The organism is Aquirufa sp. Wall-65K1, from assembly GCF_054558475.1.
Genome location: NZ_JBPXKD010000001.1, coordinates 591,571 through 608,104 on the forward strand (window position 1 = coordinate 591,571; position 16,534 = coordinate 608,104).

General features: G+C 37.4%; 13 protein-coding genes. 11 read left to right on the plus strand and 2 right to left on the minus strand.

The annotated features are described in order from the left end of the window. Window positions 1-95 precede the first annotated feature (95 nt). From argS to ACST15_RS02715, 4 genes are all read left to right on the plus strand, one after another. Window positions 96-1,883 (plus strand): arginine--tRNA ligase, encoded by a 1,788-nt coding sequence (gene argS / locus ACST15_RS02700; protein ID WP_459453103.1) that lies wholly within the window; start codon window positions 96-98, stop codon window positions 1,881-1,883. A 1-nt stretch (window position 1,884) separates the two neighbouring features. After that, complete coding sequence (locus ACST15_RS02705; RefSeq protein ID WP_459453104.1) at window positions 1,885-2,511, plus strand: glutathione peroxidase; 627 nt, start codon at window positions 1,885-1,887, stop codon at window positions 2,509-2,511. 69 nt (window positions 2,512-2,580) lie between these two features. After that, window positions 2,581-3,495 carry a 1,4-dihydroxy-2-naphthoate octaprenyltransferase gene (gene menA / locus ACST15_RS02710; protein WP_459453105.1) on the plus strand — a complete coding sequence of 305 codons (915 nt, stop codon included), beginning with the start codon at window positions 2,581-2,583 and terminating at the stop codon, window positions 3,493-3,495. Window positions 3,496-3,533: 38 nt separating this feature from the next. After that, window positions 3,534-4,880 carry a tetratricopeptide repeat protein gene (locus tag ACST15_RS02715; RefSeq protein ID WP_459453106.1) on the plus strand — a complete coding sequence of 449 codons (1,347 nt, stop codon included), beginning with the start codon at window positions 3,534-3,536 and terminating at the stop codon, window positions 4,878-4,880. A gap of 2 nt (window positions 4,881-4,882) precedes the next feature. Here ACST15_RS02715 and ACST15_RS02720 read toward each other — a convergent pair whose 3' ends face one another. After that, window positions 4,883-5,656 (minus strand): AMP nucleosidase, encoded by a 774-nt coding sequence (locus ACST15_RS02720; RefSeq protein WP_459453107.1) that lies wholly within the window; start codon window positions 5,654-5,656, stop codon window positions 4,883-4,885. Between the two features lie 66 nt (window positions 5,657-5,722). On the opposite strand from ACST15_RS02720, the gene ACST15_RS02725 reads away from it, so the two are divergent. The 4 genes from ACST15_RS02725 to ACST15_RS02740 all read left to right on the plus strand — a co-directional run bounded on the left by ACST15_RS02725 (window position 5,723) and on the right by ACST15_RS02740 (window position 10,201). After that, window positions 5,723-6,184 carry a type I restriction enzyme HsdR N-terminal domain-containing protein gene (locus tag ACST15_RS02725; protein WP_459453108.1) on the plus strand — a complete coding sequence of 154 codons (462 nt, stop codon included), beginning with the start codon at window positions 5,723-5,725 and terminating at the stop codon, window positions 6,182-6,184. Further along, window positions 6,181-7,818 carry an alkaline phosphatase PafA gene (pafA, locus tag ACST15_RS02730; protein WP_459453109.1) on the plus strand — a complete coding sequence of 546 codons (1,638 nt, stop codon included), beginning with the start codon at window positions 6,181-6,183 and terminating at the stop codon, window positions 7,816-7,818. Before ACST15_RS02725 ends, pafA begins: the two co-directional genes overlap by 4 nt. Window positions 7,819-7,903: 85 nt before the next feature. Beyond that, window positions 7,904-9,217 carry a UDP-glucose dehydrogenase family protein gene (locus ACST15_RS02735; protein WP_459453110.1) on the plus strand — a complete coding sequence of 438 codons (1,314 nt, stop codon included), beginning with the start codon at window positions 7,904-7,906 and terminating at the stop codon, window positions 9,215-9,217. A gap of 9 nt (window positions 9,218-9,226) precedes the next feature. Beyond that, the gene (locus tag ACST15_RS02740; protein WP_459453111.1) at window positions 9,227-10,201 is read left to right on the plus strand and encodes a UDP-glucuronic acid decarboxylase family protein; all 975 of its coding nucleotides are present in this window, start codon (window positions 9,227-9,229) and stop codon (window positions 10,199-10,201) included. 228 nt (window positions 10,202-10,429) lie between these two features. On the opposite strand, the gene ACST15_RS02745 is transcribed toward ACST15_RS02740, so the two are convergent. Continuing rightward, window positions 10,430-13,741, minus strand: coding sequence for a TonB-dependent receptor (locus ACST15_RS02745; protein ID WP_459453112.1), 3,312 nt, complete (start codon window positions 13,739-13,741; stop codon window positions 10,430-10,432). A 264-nt stretch (window positions 13,742-14,005) separates the two neighbouring features. Here ACST15_RS02745 and selD point away from each other — a divergent pair, with 264 nt between their 5' ends. Genes selD through ACST15_RS02760 form a run of 3 tightly spaced genes read left to right on the plus strand, consistent with a single transcriptional unit; the run spans window position 14,006 to window position 16,524 of the window. Continuing rightward, the gene (selD, locus tag ACST15_RS02750) at window positions 14,006-15,043 is read left to right on the plus strand and encodes a selenide, water dikinase SelD (protein WP_459453113.1); all 1,038 of its coding nucleotides are present in this window, start codon (window positions 14,006-14,008) and stop codon (window positions 15,041-15,043) included. Then, window positions 15,044-15,805, plus strand: coding sequence for an alpha/beta fold hydrolase (locus ACST15_RS02755; protein ID WP_459453114.1), 762 nt, complete (start codon window positions 15,044-15,046; stop codon window positions 15,803-15,805). Continuing rightward, window positions 15,802-16,524, plus strand: a complete 723-nt coding sequence (locus ACST15_RS02760; RefSeq protein WP_459453115.1) for an SAM-dependent methyltransferase — start codon at window positions 15,802-15,804, stop codon at window positions 16,522-16,524. Before ACST15_RS02755 ends, ACST15_RS02760 begins: the two co-directional genes overlap by 4 nt. Window positions 16,525-16,534 lie beyond the last annotated feature (10 nt).

Sequence of the window (16,534 nt, forward strand, 5' to 3'; positions counted from 1 at the left end):
AAGATTAATTCCTCTTTTATTAAGTCAAGAATCAATGTTTAGCATGAATTGGCTACCTTTGCAAACATTTTAATCACATTTTCTTCGTCTTTGGTATGTCGAGTATTCAAGTACAACTCATTGAAAGTATTCAAGCAGGTTTAAGTTCATTATTTCAAATAGATGAAAAAGACCTTAGCCTTCAAGAAACAAAAAAGGAATTTGAAGGGGCTTATACTTTTGTCGTATTTCCATATACCAAAAAAGCTGGTAAAGCCCCTGCCCAAATTGCACAGACATTAGGTGACTATTTAATTGAAAACAAGCCTCAATTGGTAAAGGCCTATCAAGTAGTTCAAGGTTTTTTGAATATTTCACTTCATGACTCCGTATGGTATGGCTTATTGCAAGATTTATCAAATGATTCATCTGCTTTTCAATTGGCGCCTAAGAATGAAAAAATTGTCATTGAATTTTCTTCTCCCAATACCAACAAACCGCTTCACCTAGGCCATTTGAGAAATAATTTCTTAGGTTATTCCGTCGCCCAAATCTTGAAAGCTGGTGGATATGAAGTCATCAAGACCAATTTGGTCAATGATCGTGGTATTCATATTTGCAAGTCGATGTTGGCCTACCAATTATTTGGAAATGGTGAAACTCCAGCTTCCAGCGGCATGAAAGGGGATCACTTGGTGGGTAAATATTATGTAGCCTTTGATAAAGCCTATAAAGCAGAAATTGAACAATTGGTAGCCACAGGCTCAGATGCAGAAAAAGCCAAGGCAGAAGCACCAATCATGTTGCAGGCTCAGGCCATGCTTTTAGCTTGGGAACAAGGTGAACCTGCCGTAATTCAATTATGGGAAACCATGAATTCATGGGTATTAGAAGGTTTTGCTGCAAGTTACAAGCAAATGGGAGTTGATTTTGATAAAATATACCGTGAATCAAATACCTATTTATTGGGTAAAAAATTAGTCGATGAAGGATTAGCCCAAGGGGTATTTTACCAGAAACCAGATGGCTCTATTTGGATAAATTTAGAGGAGGAAGGCTTGGATGAGAAATTAGTTCTCCGAAAGGATGGAACTTCGGTATATATTACCCAAGACATGGGAACGGCCCAATTAAAATATGAAGATTTTGGAGCTAAGCAATCCATTTATGTCGTTGGAAATGAACAAGACTACCATTTTGAGGTCTTGTTTCATATCTTAAAGAAACTCAATAAAGCCTTTTCTCAAGGTAATTACCATCTTTCATATGGCATGGTAGACTTACCTAGTGGTAAAATGAAATCTAGAGAGGGGACAGTTGTGGATGCGGATGATTTGATGCAGGAAATGGTCGATACTGCCAGAGAAAGAACCCTAGAATTAGGGAAAATTGAAGGTTTTTCGGAGGAGGAATCAAATCAATTATTCCAACAGTTAGGCATGGGAGCTTTGAAATACTTTTTACTTAAAGTAGATCCCAAAAAACGGATGTTATTCAACCCAGAGGAATCCATTGATTTCCAAGGAAATACAGGACCATTCATTCAATATACGCATACCAGGATTTGTTCGATCAGAAGAAAAGCGCTAGAAAAAGGCTTTCCAATGAGTGGAAAATCGGATCCTAACATTACGCTAGCTGAGTCTGAAAGAGAATTAATCTATTTATTGGGTACCTATAAAACTAAGTTAGCCGAGGCTTGTGAAAACTTTTCTCCATCAATTATTGCTCAATACTCGTTTGATTTGGCAAAACAATTCAATAAATTTTACAATGAATTGACGATATTAAACGAGGAAAATGAGGACATTAGAACAATTCGACTTACCTTGGCAGACCTAACAGGTAAAACAATTCAACACGCAACTTCGTTATTGGGTATAGTTTCACCTGAACGGATGTAACATGAAACGAATTTTAACTATCTCACTTATATTAATCACTGTCGTTATGTTAGTAAATATTGTAAAAATTGGATCCTTATTAACGGCTCTTACTTTGCCGTTTACACAAAACACCATTTTAAACCGCCCAGAAAACGTGGAAACTGTTGTTGCAGCACCGAACTTTCATACTTTTAAAATGAAAGGAATTGATGGCAAGGTTATTGACTTTAGCCAGTTCAAAGGAAAGAAAGTAGTTGTATTAAATACAGCTTCTAAATGTGGATATACTCCGCAGTATGCTGATTGGGAGAAATTCCACCAAGCAAATAAAGACATCGTTATTTTAGGATTTCCCGCCAATGAATTTGGTGGTCAGGAGCCTGGTACTAACGAAGAAATTGCAAGCTTTTGCCAAAAAAACTACGGTGTTAGTTTCCAAATGATGGAGAAAGTCGTAGTGAAAGGTGAAGCTAAATGTGATTTATACAAATGGTTGACAGATAAAAAAAGTAATGGTTGGAATGAAAAAGAACCAAGCTGGAATTTCTGTAAGTATGTTATCAACGAAAAAGGTGAATTAGTTAACTTTTTCGCTTCGGGCATCAAACCTACAAGTCCTGAGTTTCTTCAAGCATTAGCGAAATAATCTATTTCTTTACATCCCTGAATTAAGACCTAATTCAGGGATGTTTGTTTCTAATTAAAAGCAAATTTTATGAATCGTTGGGTAGAAGCCGCTAGGCCCCGCACATTACCATTGGCAGCAGCTAGCACTATTTTAGGCAATATATTGGCCTATGTAGATGGGCGCTTTCAGTGGACAATTGGTGCATTAGCCATTCTCACTACCCTCTTACTACAAATTCTATCCAATTTTGCCAATGATTTAGGTGATACGCAAAATGGAATTGACAATACCGACAGAAAAGTTGCTTTAAGGGCTGTTCAGACTGGTGCTATAAGCCCGGTTGAAATGAAAAAAGCGGTGTACTTGTTTGCCTTATTAGCATTTATTTCAGGCATCAGCCTATTATATGTCAGCTTACAAACTGCGTCCATCGAAATCATTCTTAGCTTTTTAGTTTTAGGTATTTTGGCCATAGGTGCCGCCATCGCGTATACAGTAGGTAAAAGACCTTATGGTTATATGGGCTTGGGAGACCTTTCTGTCTTTTTGTTTTTTGGACTAGTTGGTACGGTGGGCGTCTATTTTTTACAAACCTTGGCTTTTAAACCTGCCATATTTTTACCTGCGGCTGGTTGTGGATTTATGTCAGTAGCTGTACTTAATCTCAATAACCTGCGCGATTTAGAAAATGATAAAAAACAAGGTAAGTTATCCATTCCCGTACGAATTGGGAAGACCACAGGCTTCCTCTATCAAAAGTTTTTATACATACTTAGTATCCTCAGCTTTGGAATATTTCCCATGATGAATCAGGGAGTACCTCCTACCTTCATACAAAATGCCACCATGTTGGCAGCCTATATACCCATTGCCTTATTAGCCAACAAATTACAGCCTAATTTAACACCGGCCCAAATAGATCCCTATTTGAAAAAAACAGCTTTGCTTACCTTATGGCTTATTTTAGTATTTGGGTTTACTCAAATTTTTCTTAGCGAGTGATTTCCCTTATTTTTACAGTCTAAATTTAATATTTGACCATGAAGTGGACTTCTCTGGCTTTTGCCTGCATGCTTATTATTTCTAATTCTGTTTTGGCACAAGATACTGTCAATTACATGGAGCTAGGTTTAACTCAAAATAAAACGGGAAATTACGCCGAGGCCCTTAGAAACTTCAGTATTGAAATTGAGAGAAATACAGCTAATCCTAATCCAATTGCATTTTATAATCGAGGATTTGCTAAGTATAATTTAAAAGATTTCAGAGGAGCCATACTGGATTTTGAAAAAGCCATTGAATTAAAATCCACATATTACGAAGCATTTATTGCCCGTGGCCAAAGTTATAGTAAGCAAGACAATCACAAAATTGCCATTCAAGATTATAATGAAGCGATTCGATTAAACCCCTTAGAGGCAACTGCCTATTATTCCAGGGGACTGTCAAAAAGTAAATTGGAAAACTACCGTGGTGGTTTATCTGACTTCAATAAATCCTTGGAGTTAAATCCTGAATATGCCCCTTGTCTAGCCGCCAGAGGAGATTGCAAGGTCAAATTAGGGGAATATTCAAGCAGTATTGAGGACTACAGTAAAGCCATCGAAATAAGCCCAAAAAGATCAACTTATTATTCTGGTAGAGGCTTTGCCAAAATGAAATTAAATGATTTTGCGAATGCATTAAAGGATTTCAATGAAGCCCTTAAAATCAGTCCAGACGAAGCTAATGACTGGTATTTTTCTGGATTTTGTAAAACGCAATTGGAAAATTTCCGGGGTGAAAATGGCGAAAAAGGAGCCTTAGAAGATTTCAACAAAGCATTGGAAATAGAACCTACCAAGGTGGAAGCTTTATATGGAAGGGGATTTGTGAAGTCTAAATTAGGCGATCAACGTGGGGCCATTGAAGATTATTCGAAGGCGGTAGATATGGGAAATTTAGAAAATGCTAAAATTCTATACACTGCCAAAATGAATAAAGCCGTATTGGACGAATTAAGGAATGCTGTCCAAGATAAAATCAAAATGGCTGAATTTAGTCCAGAAAGAGCAGAAATCTATTTCAATAGAGGTTTAGCCAAATCAAAATCAGGAGACCCTAAGCAGGCCATGGATGATTATAACCGAGCAATTTCCTTAAATCCCATCTATGCAGATGCTTATTTTATGAGAGCAATGGCTAAATCCAATTTAGGAGACCAGCGAAATGCCATTCAAGATTGCAGCAATGCCATCAAATTGAACGCCAAATACGCTGAAGCCTATTTTGTAAGAGGAATCATCAAACTAGCCTTAGCGGATACTACAGGGTGTTTGGATTTAAGTAAAGCAGGAGAATTGGGTTACAATCCATCCTTTCAGGTTATTCGTGATTTCTGCAATTAAAATTATTCAAAACGTAAGTGCTTAACAGATTCTCCAGAAGAAGCTAATTCTTCTAGCGCATCGATGCCTATTTGAAGGTGCAGATTCACATAATTATCGGTTACTTTTTTATCACTAACATCTGTTTTAACTCCATCTGGAGTCATGGGATTATCTGAAACCAATAACAAAGCTCCCCGAGGAATTTTATTGACAAAACCCACGGTGAAAATCGTTGCTGTTTCCATATCAATGCACATAGCACGGATATCAGACAAATACTTTTTAAAATCATCATCGTGCTCCCAAACCCGACGATTTGTGGTATAAATTAAGCCTGTCCAATAATCCTTTTCGTGCTTCTTAATCATGGAAGATACAGAACGCTGCAAACGGAAAGATGGTAAAGCAGGAATCTCTTTTGGCATATATTCATCTGAGGTACCTTCTCCCCTTACCGCAGCGATAGGAAGTATTAAATCGCCTAAGGCTAAGTTCTTTTTCAATCCCCCGCATTTGCCTAAAAACAATACCGCTTTGGGCGAAATAGCAGATAGAATATCCATCACGGTGGCAGCCATGGGTGAACCCATACCAAAATTAATGATGGTGATATTATCCGCGGTGGCTGTTTGCATTGGTCGATCCTTCCCTAAGATTTCTACGCCAAATTTTTCAGCAAACATATCGACGTAATTTTTAAAATTGGTCAATAAAATATACTGACCAAAACTTTCCAATGGTGTTCCTGTGTAACGAGGTAACCAATTTTGTACAATTTCTTCTTTAGTTTTCATGAAAAGAGCAAGTTCGTGATGAAATTAATCTACAAATAGATTAATTTAGAGTTTGTGTAATGGCCCATGATGCAACCTTTAGCTGACCTGACGCTCCAGTTTCCCCCTTATGATTACAAATTAAAACAAAAGGATGGAAAACTCTATATTTTTGATTCGATAGCCAAGAAATTTAGAATGCTTTCGCCAGAAGAATGGGTACGTCAACACTGTTTGCAATACATCACCACGCATTTAAATTATCCTATTGGCATGATACAAATTGAGGGTGGAATTCATGTCAATCAATTACAAAGAAGAAGTGATATTCAAATTTATGCCAAGGATGGAACTGTATTTATGATCATTGAATGTAAGGCCCCTCATGTTAAGCTCACTGAAATTACATGGCAGCAAATTAGTCAATATCAAAAAAAGATACAGTCCAAGTATTTAGTACTTACCAATGGACTAGAAACCAGATTACTAGAGATCGATTTATTACACCAAAAAACAAAAACCTTAACACAATTTCCTATTTATTTATGAAAAGACACAGTAGAGTATTTGCCTTTTTGATCATCAGTTTACTAAGTATAAGTACAACATGGGCTCAAAATAAAACCAAAGCATTAGCCAAAAGACCCGCGTTAGTGGTTGGTATTGTGGTGGATCAAATGCGTTATGATTATTTATATAAATACCAGGATCGCTACAGCGACAATGGATTTAAGCGTTTGATGCGTGAAGGTTTAAATTGCCAAGACAATCATTATAATTATGCCCCTACAGTGACGGCAGCTGGACATGCCAGTGTTTATACAGGAACTGTTCCAGCAGTACATGGTATTGTAGGAAATGATTGGACGGACGTAGCCACAGGCAAAAAAGTATATTGTACTGATGACAGTACCGTAACAACCGTTGGAACGACTGGAAAAACTGGATTTATGTCGCCCAAAAACCTATGGACAAGCACCATCACAGATCAATTACGCATAGCACAGAATTTTCGTTCTAAAACCATTGCCATTGCATTAAAGGACCGAGGAGCTATTTTACCTGGCGGTCATACAGCTAATGCCTCCTATTGGTATGATTCGAAAGAAGGTCGTTGGATTACTTCTACTTTTTATATGAAAGAATTACCTACTTGGGTTCAAAAATTCAACTCCGAGGAAAAAGCCCTCAATTATATAAAGAAAGGCTGGAATACCTTGTATCCCATTGAAACATATATTCAAAGTGCAGAGGACAATTTACCATTTGAAGGAAAATTACCATCCGAAAAAACACCAACATTCCCTCATACTTTAGAAGGGCCAAATCCCTTAGAAATAATCCGTTCCACACCTTATGGGAATTCTATTACGAAGGATTTTGCATTAAAAGCCATTGAAGAAGAAAAATTGGGACAAAACAACTCAACAGATTTTTTAGCAGTAAGTTTTTCATCCACAGATTATGTTGGCCATGCATTTGGTCCACAGTCAATAGAAATAGAAGATACCTATTTACGTCTGGACCGTGATATTGCGGAAATGTTAACCTACTTAGATAAGCAATTTGGCAAAGACCGAGTATTGGTATTTTTAACAGCGGATCATGCAGTAGCAGAAGTTCCTGGCTATTTACAATCTAAAAAAATGCCTGGTGGCGTTTTTGAAGCCAATAAAGCCTTAACGGAGGCAAAAAATGCTTTGCAAAAGGAATTTGGATCGGATAAATTAATTATTGGTAGTGAAAACTCACAGCTTTACATTGACCATTCATTAGCAGAAAAATTAGCTATCAATCGTAAAAAGTTACATCAAGTTTTATTGGCAGCTTATTCAAAAATTGAGGGAACATCGACCATCGTCGATATGCAAGATATTGCAAACAGTTCATTAATACAGCCATACAAAGAACTAGTTAGCCATGGATACAACCCAGCCCGAAGTGGTGATTTCATGATTTTATTAAAGCCACAATGGTTCATGGGCGGAAAAACAGGTACCACGCATAGCACTCTATATGCTTATGATACCCATGTCCCTCTTTTATTTTATGGTTGGAAAGTTAAGCCACAAGAAATTAGTAGCAGAACGAGCATTAGTGATATTTCTACCACCCTTGCCAATTGGTTAGGATGCATGGAACCTTCCGGAAGTATTGGAAAAATTATACCATTGGCTAAATAGATTTGAATATTTGAATTTATTATAAATTTTAAAAGAAAAATGGCTAATTTTAGGCCAAATTTTTGAACTAATTAAAGATTAACCCATGAAAATTGCGGTAGTAGGAACGGGATATGTAGGCCTAGTCACAGGAACTTGTTTTTCAGAAACAGGTAATCACGTTACTTGTGTAGATATTAATGAAGCTAAGATAAATCAAATGAAAGCGGGTGTAGTACCCATTTATGAACCTGGTTTAGAAGATTTATTTCATCGCAACGTAGAAGAAGGCCGTTTAAACTTTACCACTTCATTAGTAGAAGGTATAGAAGGAGCCAAAGTTATATTTTTAGCCTTACCTACGCCTCCCGGGGAAGATGGTTCGGCAGATTTGAAGTATATCTTGCAGGTGGCCAATGATTTAGGTCCATTGTTGAAAGATTATACAGTTATTATTGATAAAAGTACTGTCCCTGTAGGCACATCGGAATTGGTTAAAAACGCCATTGCAAAAAATGCCAAAGTGCCTTTTGATGTGGTATCTAATCCTGAGTTTTTAAGAGAAGGGGTAGCTGTAGAAGATTTCATGAAACCAGACCGAGTGGTTATAGGAACGGAATCAGATAGAGCCAAAGAATTAATGAGTAAATTATACGCTCCCTTAGTTCGTCAAGGAAATCCTATCATTTTTATGGATGAGCGTTCCGCAGAAATGACAAAATATGCCGCCAATGCATTTTTAGCAACCAAAATCACTTTCATGAATGAGATTGCTAATTTATGTGAATTGGTTGGAGCAAACGTAGACGATATTCGCCGAGGTATAGGAACCGATTCCCGCATTGGTAAGCGATTTTTATTTGCTGGTATAGGATATGGAGGAAGTTGTTTTCCAAAAGATGTTCAAGCCTTGGCAAAAACTTCAGAAGAGAATAATTACAAGTTCCATATACTGGACAGCGTAATGCGGGTAAATGAAAACCAGAAGACTAAATTATTACCGCAAGTTCGCCAGTATTTTAATGATGATTTAGCTGGAAAAACCATTGCCATTTGGGGTTTGGCCTTCAAGCCATATACGGATGATATTCGTGAAGCTCCAGCTTTGTATAATATTGAAGCCTTATTAGCCGCTGGTTGTACCATCAAAGCTTATGACCCAGAGGCTATGCCAAATGTTCAAACTTTATTAGGAGATAGCATACAGTTTTGTAAAAATCCTTACGAAGCTTTGGAAAATGCGGACGCTCTTTTAATTGTTACCGAATGGCCTCAATTCCGTACTCCTGACTTTGAAAAAATGGATTCATTACTTAAAAACAAGGTCATTTTTGACGGTAGAAATTTATATGAATTATCTCAAATGAAAGAATTAGGTTATACCTATTATTCCATTGGCCGTCAAACCGTATTATCTTAAAACGTAGAAATGAAAAAAGTATTAATAACTGGAGGAGCTGGTTTTTTAGGGTCGCATTTATGTGATCGATTTATCAAGGAAGGTTATCATGTGATAGCCATGGATAATTTAATTACGGGCGATTTAAAAAACATTGAGCACCTTTTCAAGCTTCCCAATTTTGAATTTTATCATCATGATGTTTCTAAGTTCATTCACGTTCCAGGTGAATTAGATTACATCCTTCACTTTGCATCACCTGCCTCTCCAATTGATTATTTAAAAATCCCAATTCAGACCTTAAAAGTAGGTTCTTTGGGGATTCATAATTGTTTAGGATTAGCTCGTGTAAAAAATGCCCGTGTATTGATTGCTTCTACATCTGAGGTTTACGGTGACCCATTAGTTCATCCACAAACAGAGGAATATTGGGGAAATGTAAATCCAGTTGGCCCTAGAGGTGTTTACGATGAGGCAAAGCGTTTTCAAGAAGCCATGACGATGGCATATCATACCTACCATGAAGTTGAAACCCGAATTGTCCGAATATTCAATACCTATGGTCCTAGAATGCGTCTAAACGACGGACGAGTATTACCAGCATTTATTGGTCAGGCCTTACGAGGAGAAGATTTAACGATGTTTGGTGATGGATCTCAAACGCGTGCTTTTTGTTATGTAGATGATCTAGTAGAGGGGATTTATCGCTTATTATTAAGTGATTACGCCCAACCAGTTAATATCGGTAATCCAGATGAAATCACCATTAAAGAGTTCGGTGAAGAAATCATCAAGTTAACCGGCACTAGTCAAAAATTAATTTCCCTTCCTTTACCAACGGACGATCCCAAACAAAGAAAGCCAGATATTACAAAGGCCAAAGCTATTTTAGGCTGGGAACCCAAAGTATCAAGGGCGGAAGGCTTAAAAATCACGTATGAATATTTCAAATCTTTAAGTCAAGAAGACTTACACAGATTAGCTCATCATAAAGAGTTCAAGTAAAAAAATCAACATCAAAAAGGCCAGCAAATTGCTGGCCTTTTTTGTGATTTAAAATTTATCGGGATTTTGATAAAGATGATGTCATTGAAATAAAATTATTTTGAAAATCGTTATCAACGCACAACGCTGTCAAGGTTTGGAACCTTGCCAGCGTGAAAAAATTGCGTTGAAAACAAAATAGGCTGCCCGATGGGCAGCCTATTTTGAATTAGTATTGCAAGGATTCGATTATTCGAAAATATAACGAATTCCCAATTGTGCTTGCCAAACGTTATTTACGTTGATAGATTTCACGAATGAATCACGCAATAAGATGGTTTCGCTGGCACCTGTTGTAGGGTTCTGAATAACCTGAGTACCCATTTGATAAGTTACAGTACCATTCGATGCTGCTGTAAAGCGTAATGGGTTAGCATTGGTTGGAACCCAACCTACACCCCAAGTATTATCAAGTAAGTTACCCACGTTTAAGATATCAGCACGTAAACGGATGATATTTCTCTTGTTCTTACCTGTCTTGATGTGGAAATCTTGCTCAACAGTAAAGTCGAAACGAGTTAACCAAGGAGAATACGCTCCGTTACGCTCAGCATACATTCCACGACGGTTTTTCAAATATTCATTACCGTCAATAAATGCATCAAAAGCAGCAGCTTGTTCAGCTGGCGTATAAGTACGTCCACTTACTACTAATGGAGTAAATGTCAAGTCAGATGCTTTGTAAGGAACAAAAATCAAGTCATTAATTTGACCATCTCCATTAAAGTCAGCACCAAAAGTATATGATTGACGATAACCTGAAGAAGAAACAGCTCCTAATGTAAACATAGTAGAACCTCCCAATTTACCACCGTAATTCAAACGATAGTTAACAAATCCTACAAAACGATGACGCAAATCATTATCTGAGAATGATGTTCTTAGGTAGTTTTGACCATATTCAGAAGCAATATTAGCTTGAACAGTTGAACCTACTGATTGAATGTCCTTAGCCACGGCATAAGTATAACCTAACATTCCACCAAAACCATCAACATTTGGTTTTTCTAATTTCGCTGTGAATGAGTATGATTCACCTTTATCCGTGTTAGTTAACACGAATACGTTGGTTGTTGGAGCATTAATGAAACGACCTGCTGTATTGAAGCGACTACGGTTATCTGGTCCAACAAAATTAGCTGCAGGAGCTTTTAAGTTAGCGTCAATATAACGTAAGGAGTTCAAGTTTTTGTTGTAAATGGCCTCCAAAGTACCCACTAAACCCCATGGCAATTTCTTGTCAATAGCAAAGTTCGTTTTCCAAATCATTGGGTTTTTCAAATCTTCCGTTGAAGCATTTACTACATATGGAGGCAATTTATTGATATCCGTAGTAGCAGGCTTATAATTTTTTGGATTTAAAGTAAATGGATAAGCTGTAGTATTTGGCGCAGAAATTACCGCTGTATTTACCCCATTATTTCCCAATTGGTTAGATACCAATACTTGTGGAATTCTAGATACGAAGAAACCAGTACCACCTCTAATCTGTAATGACTTATCACCATTTACATCGTAATTAAATCCAATACGTGGAGAAACTAACAATTTAGCTGGAGGGAAAGCTCCTGTGTTAACTTTCAAATCTTGACCATTCTCATCCTTATATGTCAAACCAGCTACGATTGGATTATAAAAATCCGATGAAGTGGAATTGTCATAAGAGAACAAATCAAAACGCACACCACCCGTTAACTTGAATTTCTCAGTTACTTGGAATTCATCTTGTACATAAGCTGAATAAGTAGAAACTTTCAATTGTTGCAATGGCTCAGCACCATCTGGCAATAATGAATAACGGTAGTTAAAACGCGGCATCACAACTGGCGAAACAGCCAAATTTGGATTTGCTTTGTAAGCTAAAGCAGCCGTTTTGAAATCATTGATGGAGTTAAATACATACACACCATTCGAAGAAGGGAAGAATACGTTATTCGACATAAAATACTCATAACTTAAACCAAATGTAAACGTGTGCTTATCATTAAAATAAGTCAAGTTATTGGTCAAGTTCAAAGTTGAATAATTCAACTTATTGTTAGGAGTAAATGGATCCATACCCAAAGAAGTATAAGTAGAACCATCTTTCAAGATATCAATGGTAGGGAATAAAGATGTTTGAGCTCTATCTTCAATTTGCTTGTTATATGTTGCAATAAAGTTATTAGCAAATTTTGAGTTCAAGGTGGAGTTCAATTCAGCTACGATGGAACGCGTGTTATCTTGAATGGTATAACCAGTATTTTGCGGTGACAAGGCTAAAGCCGAGTTAGTACGGTTACCATTACCCGCCGTATTACTACTATTCGAGTTAGAAATGATAGATCCTGACTGCGAATCGTGCTGAGAATAACGGATGGTTAATTTGTTGTTGTTGTTAATGTTATAATCCAAACGCAACAAACCTTTCTTTGAAGTCACTTCATTGTTGAAGTTATCAATCGCGCCAATTTCATAATTGAAATTAGATTTCATGAAATTTCCTAAATCTTCAATATCAGAAGCTAAAACACGAGAAACGTTACCTGTGGCACCTGGACGGTTTGCAGACCAGTTTAAAGCAGGCGTAGAGCTCTTAAATTCTTCATAGTTCGCAAAGAAGAATAATTTATCCTTAATCAAAGGACCTCCTACACGGAAACCTGTAGTCTTTTCAGAAATATTGATGGATGGTAAGTCTCTACCGTCCGCTTTCTTTCCTACTAAATCACTATTTCTAAAAATATGGTAGGCAGAACCAGTAAAATCATTAGTTCCAGAACGAGTTACTGCGTTGATACCAGCACCAGCAAAACCTGATTGACGAACATCAAATGGAGCAATGTTAATTTGGATTTGCTCAATGGCATCCAAAGAAACGGCAGTAGTACCTGTACGACCACCCGCTTGAGATGAACTTCCTAAACCAAATCCATTGTTGAAAACGGATCCGTCAATTGTGAAGTTATTGAAACGAGAATCTTGTCCAGCAAATGAACGTCCATTACTATACGCGTTGTACTTAGTAATGTCATCAATCGTACGACCGATGGTTGGCAATCCATTGATTGTTTCTGTTGCAAATGAAGTAGCTGCACCTGTTCTATTGGAACTAAACAAATCTGAACGAGATGATTTAACCACAACTTCCTGCAATTGCTGACCTACTTCCTCTAGCTTAAAGCTAACGTTGGTAGAAGTACCTAAGCTTGTGAATAAATTGTCTTTAACTTGCTCTTTGTAACCTACAAAAGTTACTTTTAACACAAAAGGACCACCCACACGAACACCAATTAAGGTATAACGACCGGCAGCATTGGTGGCAACACCATACTTGGTTCCAGATGGAGTGTGCACAGCTAAAACGCTAGCACCTGGCAAAACCTCTCCTTTTGCATCGGTAACTGTACCAGTAAAAGAAGAGCTAGTAACTTGAGCAAATAGCTGCCCAATCGGCAATGCCATCAAAAGCGCAAAAAACGCCCCCAATAACACAGAACGAGTAATAAATCTTTTCTGCATAAATTTGGAATTTAGTTATAATTGAGTTGAAAGATATTTCCACAAAATAAATGTAAAAAATCAAATACTACAACTATTTGACAAAAGTCATTATAAGGCAAATTGTACTAATCAACTGATAATTAGAACAAAAAAGACATTTTGTTATCATATTTAAATGTAATGACTCATCTTATTGTACTATTTATGCTTAAATCTTAACACAAACTTAATTTTTAATTATTTAAAGAATATTTTTGTACTCTTCATTTAAAATACCGAATATTGGACACTAGCATAAAATTAACCTCGTTTTCACATGGCGCTGGTTGTGGATGTAAGATTTCACCACAAATTTTAGATCAAATTTTACATACAGATACCCCAAAAAAAAATCATCCTCTTCTGTTGGTTGGAAATGAGAGTAGGGATGATGCAGCCGTATTTGATTGGCAAAATGGGGAGGCGGTTATTTCTACCACAGATTTTTTTATGCCCATTGTAGATGACCCTTTTGATTTCGGGAAAATTGCTGCTACAAACGCGATCTCTGATATCTATGCCATGGGAGGTTCTCCCCTAATGGCAATCGCCATATTGGGTTGGCCCATCGATAAATTAGCTCCGGAGATTGCCAAGAAAGTATTAGAAGGTGGACGAGCAGCATGTGCCGAAGCAGGTATACCTTTAGCAGGTGGGCATTCCATTGATTCCCCTGAACCTATTTTTGGTTTGGCTGTAACAGGAAAAGTTAAAAAAGAACATTTAAAACAAAACGATCAAGCTAGCGATCAATGTATATTGTATTTAACCAAACCTTTGGGCGTGGGAATTTTAACGACTGCTCAAAAAAGAGGAATAGTAAGTCCAGAAGATTTGCAATTGGCCGTTAACCAAATGAGTACTTTGAATAAATTAGGTGAAAAACTTGGGCCATTGGGCTATGTCAAATCATTAACAGACGTGACAGGTTTTGGTTTATTAGGGCATTTGGTAGAAATGTGTGATGGATCAGGAGTCAGTGCTCAATTATTTTTTGATAAAATCCCTACCCTTCCCCAGATTAAGCACTATTTAGAACAAAAATGTTTCCCAGGTGGAACAACCCGAAATTGGGCTAGTTATGGGCATCGAGTAGAAGATACCATTTCGGAAATTCAAAAGCTGATTGGGGCGGATCCTCAAACCTCTGGAGGTTTATTAATTGCGGTTGATAAAAATCACCAAATGGAATTTGAATCATTTGCACAGTCGGAAGGTTTTACATTGGAGGTTATAGGGCAAACCATGGCCGCCAAAGAAAAGGCAATTTATATTCAATAAATGAAACTATATTTTAGAAAAGTGGGAGAGCAAGGACCCGCCTTGATCATTCTCCATGGAATATTTGGATCTTCCGATAACTGGTTAGGGATAGCTAAAGTCTTATCCGACCAATATCAAGTGTATTTGGTTGATCAACGAAATCATGGGCAGTCGCCCTGGGCAGACGAATTTGATTACCAGGTAATGTCCGAAGATCTTTTGGAATTTATTCAAGAACATCAATTGACCAAGCCCATCATTCTAGGTCATTCAATGGGAGGTAAAGTCGTGATGCAATTTGCTTTAAACCATCCGGATATAGCTCAAAAAATGATCGTGGTAGATATTGCGCCTAAATTCTATCCAGTTCACCATACTGCCATTTTAGAGGGATTAAATAGCCTAGATCTAAAAAATCTCCAAAGTAGAACGGAGGCAAATGAACATTTGAAACGATTCGAGGAAAAGGAAGGTGTTCGTCAATTTTTATTGAAAAATTTATATCGAAATGAACAGCAAGAATTTGCCTGGAGAATAAATGTTCGTGTCATTACCAAAAATATCGACGTAGTAGGTCACGAACTTTGGGTAAAAAATGCAGTCAACATTCCTGCCTTTTTTATTAAAGGAGCAGAATCTCATTACATTCAACCTGAGGACGAGCGGTATATTGCAGAAATTTTCCCCAACTTTGAGTTGATCGAAATCCCCAATGCTGGACACTGGGTTCAGGCTGATCAACCTGAGGCATTTGTTGAGGCCTTACGCCAAATTTTATGAAAATCTATTTGATACCCTGCCCCATTGCTGAAAATACTGCCTCTCAAGTTTTAGCACCCGAGGTAAGCCAAGCCATATTGACATGCCAACATTTTTTGGTAGAAAATGTACGTACGGCCAGAAGGTTCATCAGTGAATTAAAATTAGGTATCATAATTGAAGATCTAGTTTTTGAAGTATTGGATAAGGATAGTTCGGCCGCTGAGGTAGAAAAATTTATTCAAACCCAGGTTCAAGGAAATCATTCCATCGGTATCATTTCTGAGGCCGGATGCCCTGGTATAGCTGACCCAGGTGCCCTGGCTGTTTCCATTGCGCACAAACTACAGATTGAAGTCGTTTCATTGGTTGGGCCCTCTTCCATCTTATTGGCCTTAATGGCCTCAGGGTTTTCTGGCCAAAGTTTTTGTTTTCATGGCTATTTACCCATTGAAAAAAGTGCCCGGGTAAAAAAGATTGAATACTTACAAAAGGAAGTGGAAAAATCCGGGCAAACCCAATTATTCATTGAAACGCCCTATCGAAATAATGCGCTTTTGACAGATTTATTAGAAGTTTGTCCCAAACATCAATTGATTTGCCTGGCATGCGATATTCAAGCGCCACTAGGATTTATTCAAACTAAAACGGTGGAGTCTTGGGCTAAATCTATTCCCGATTTGCATAAAAAACCATGCATATTCTTATTAGGACAACATCAATTTACAGGAAATAAGTAATTTGCATACA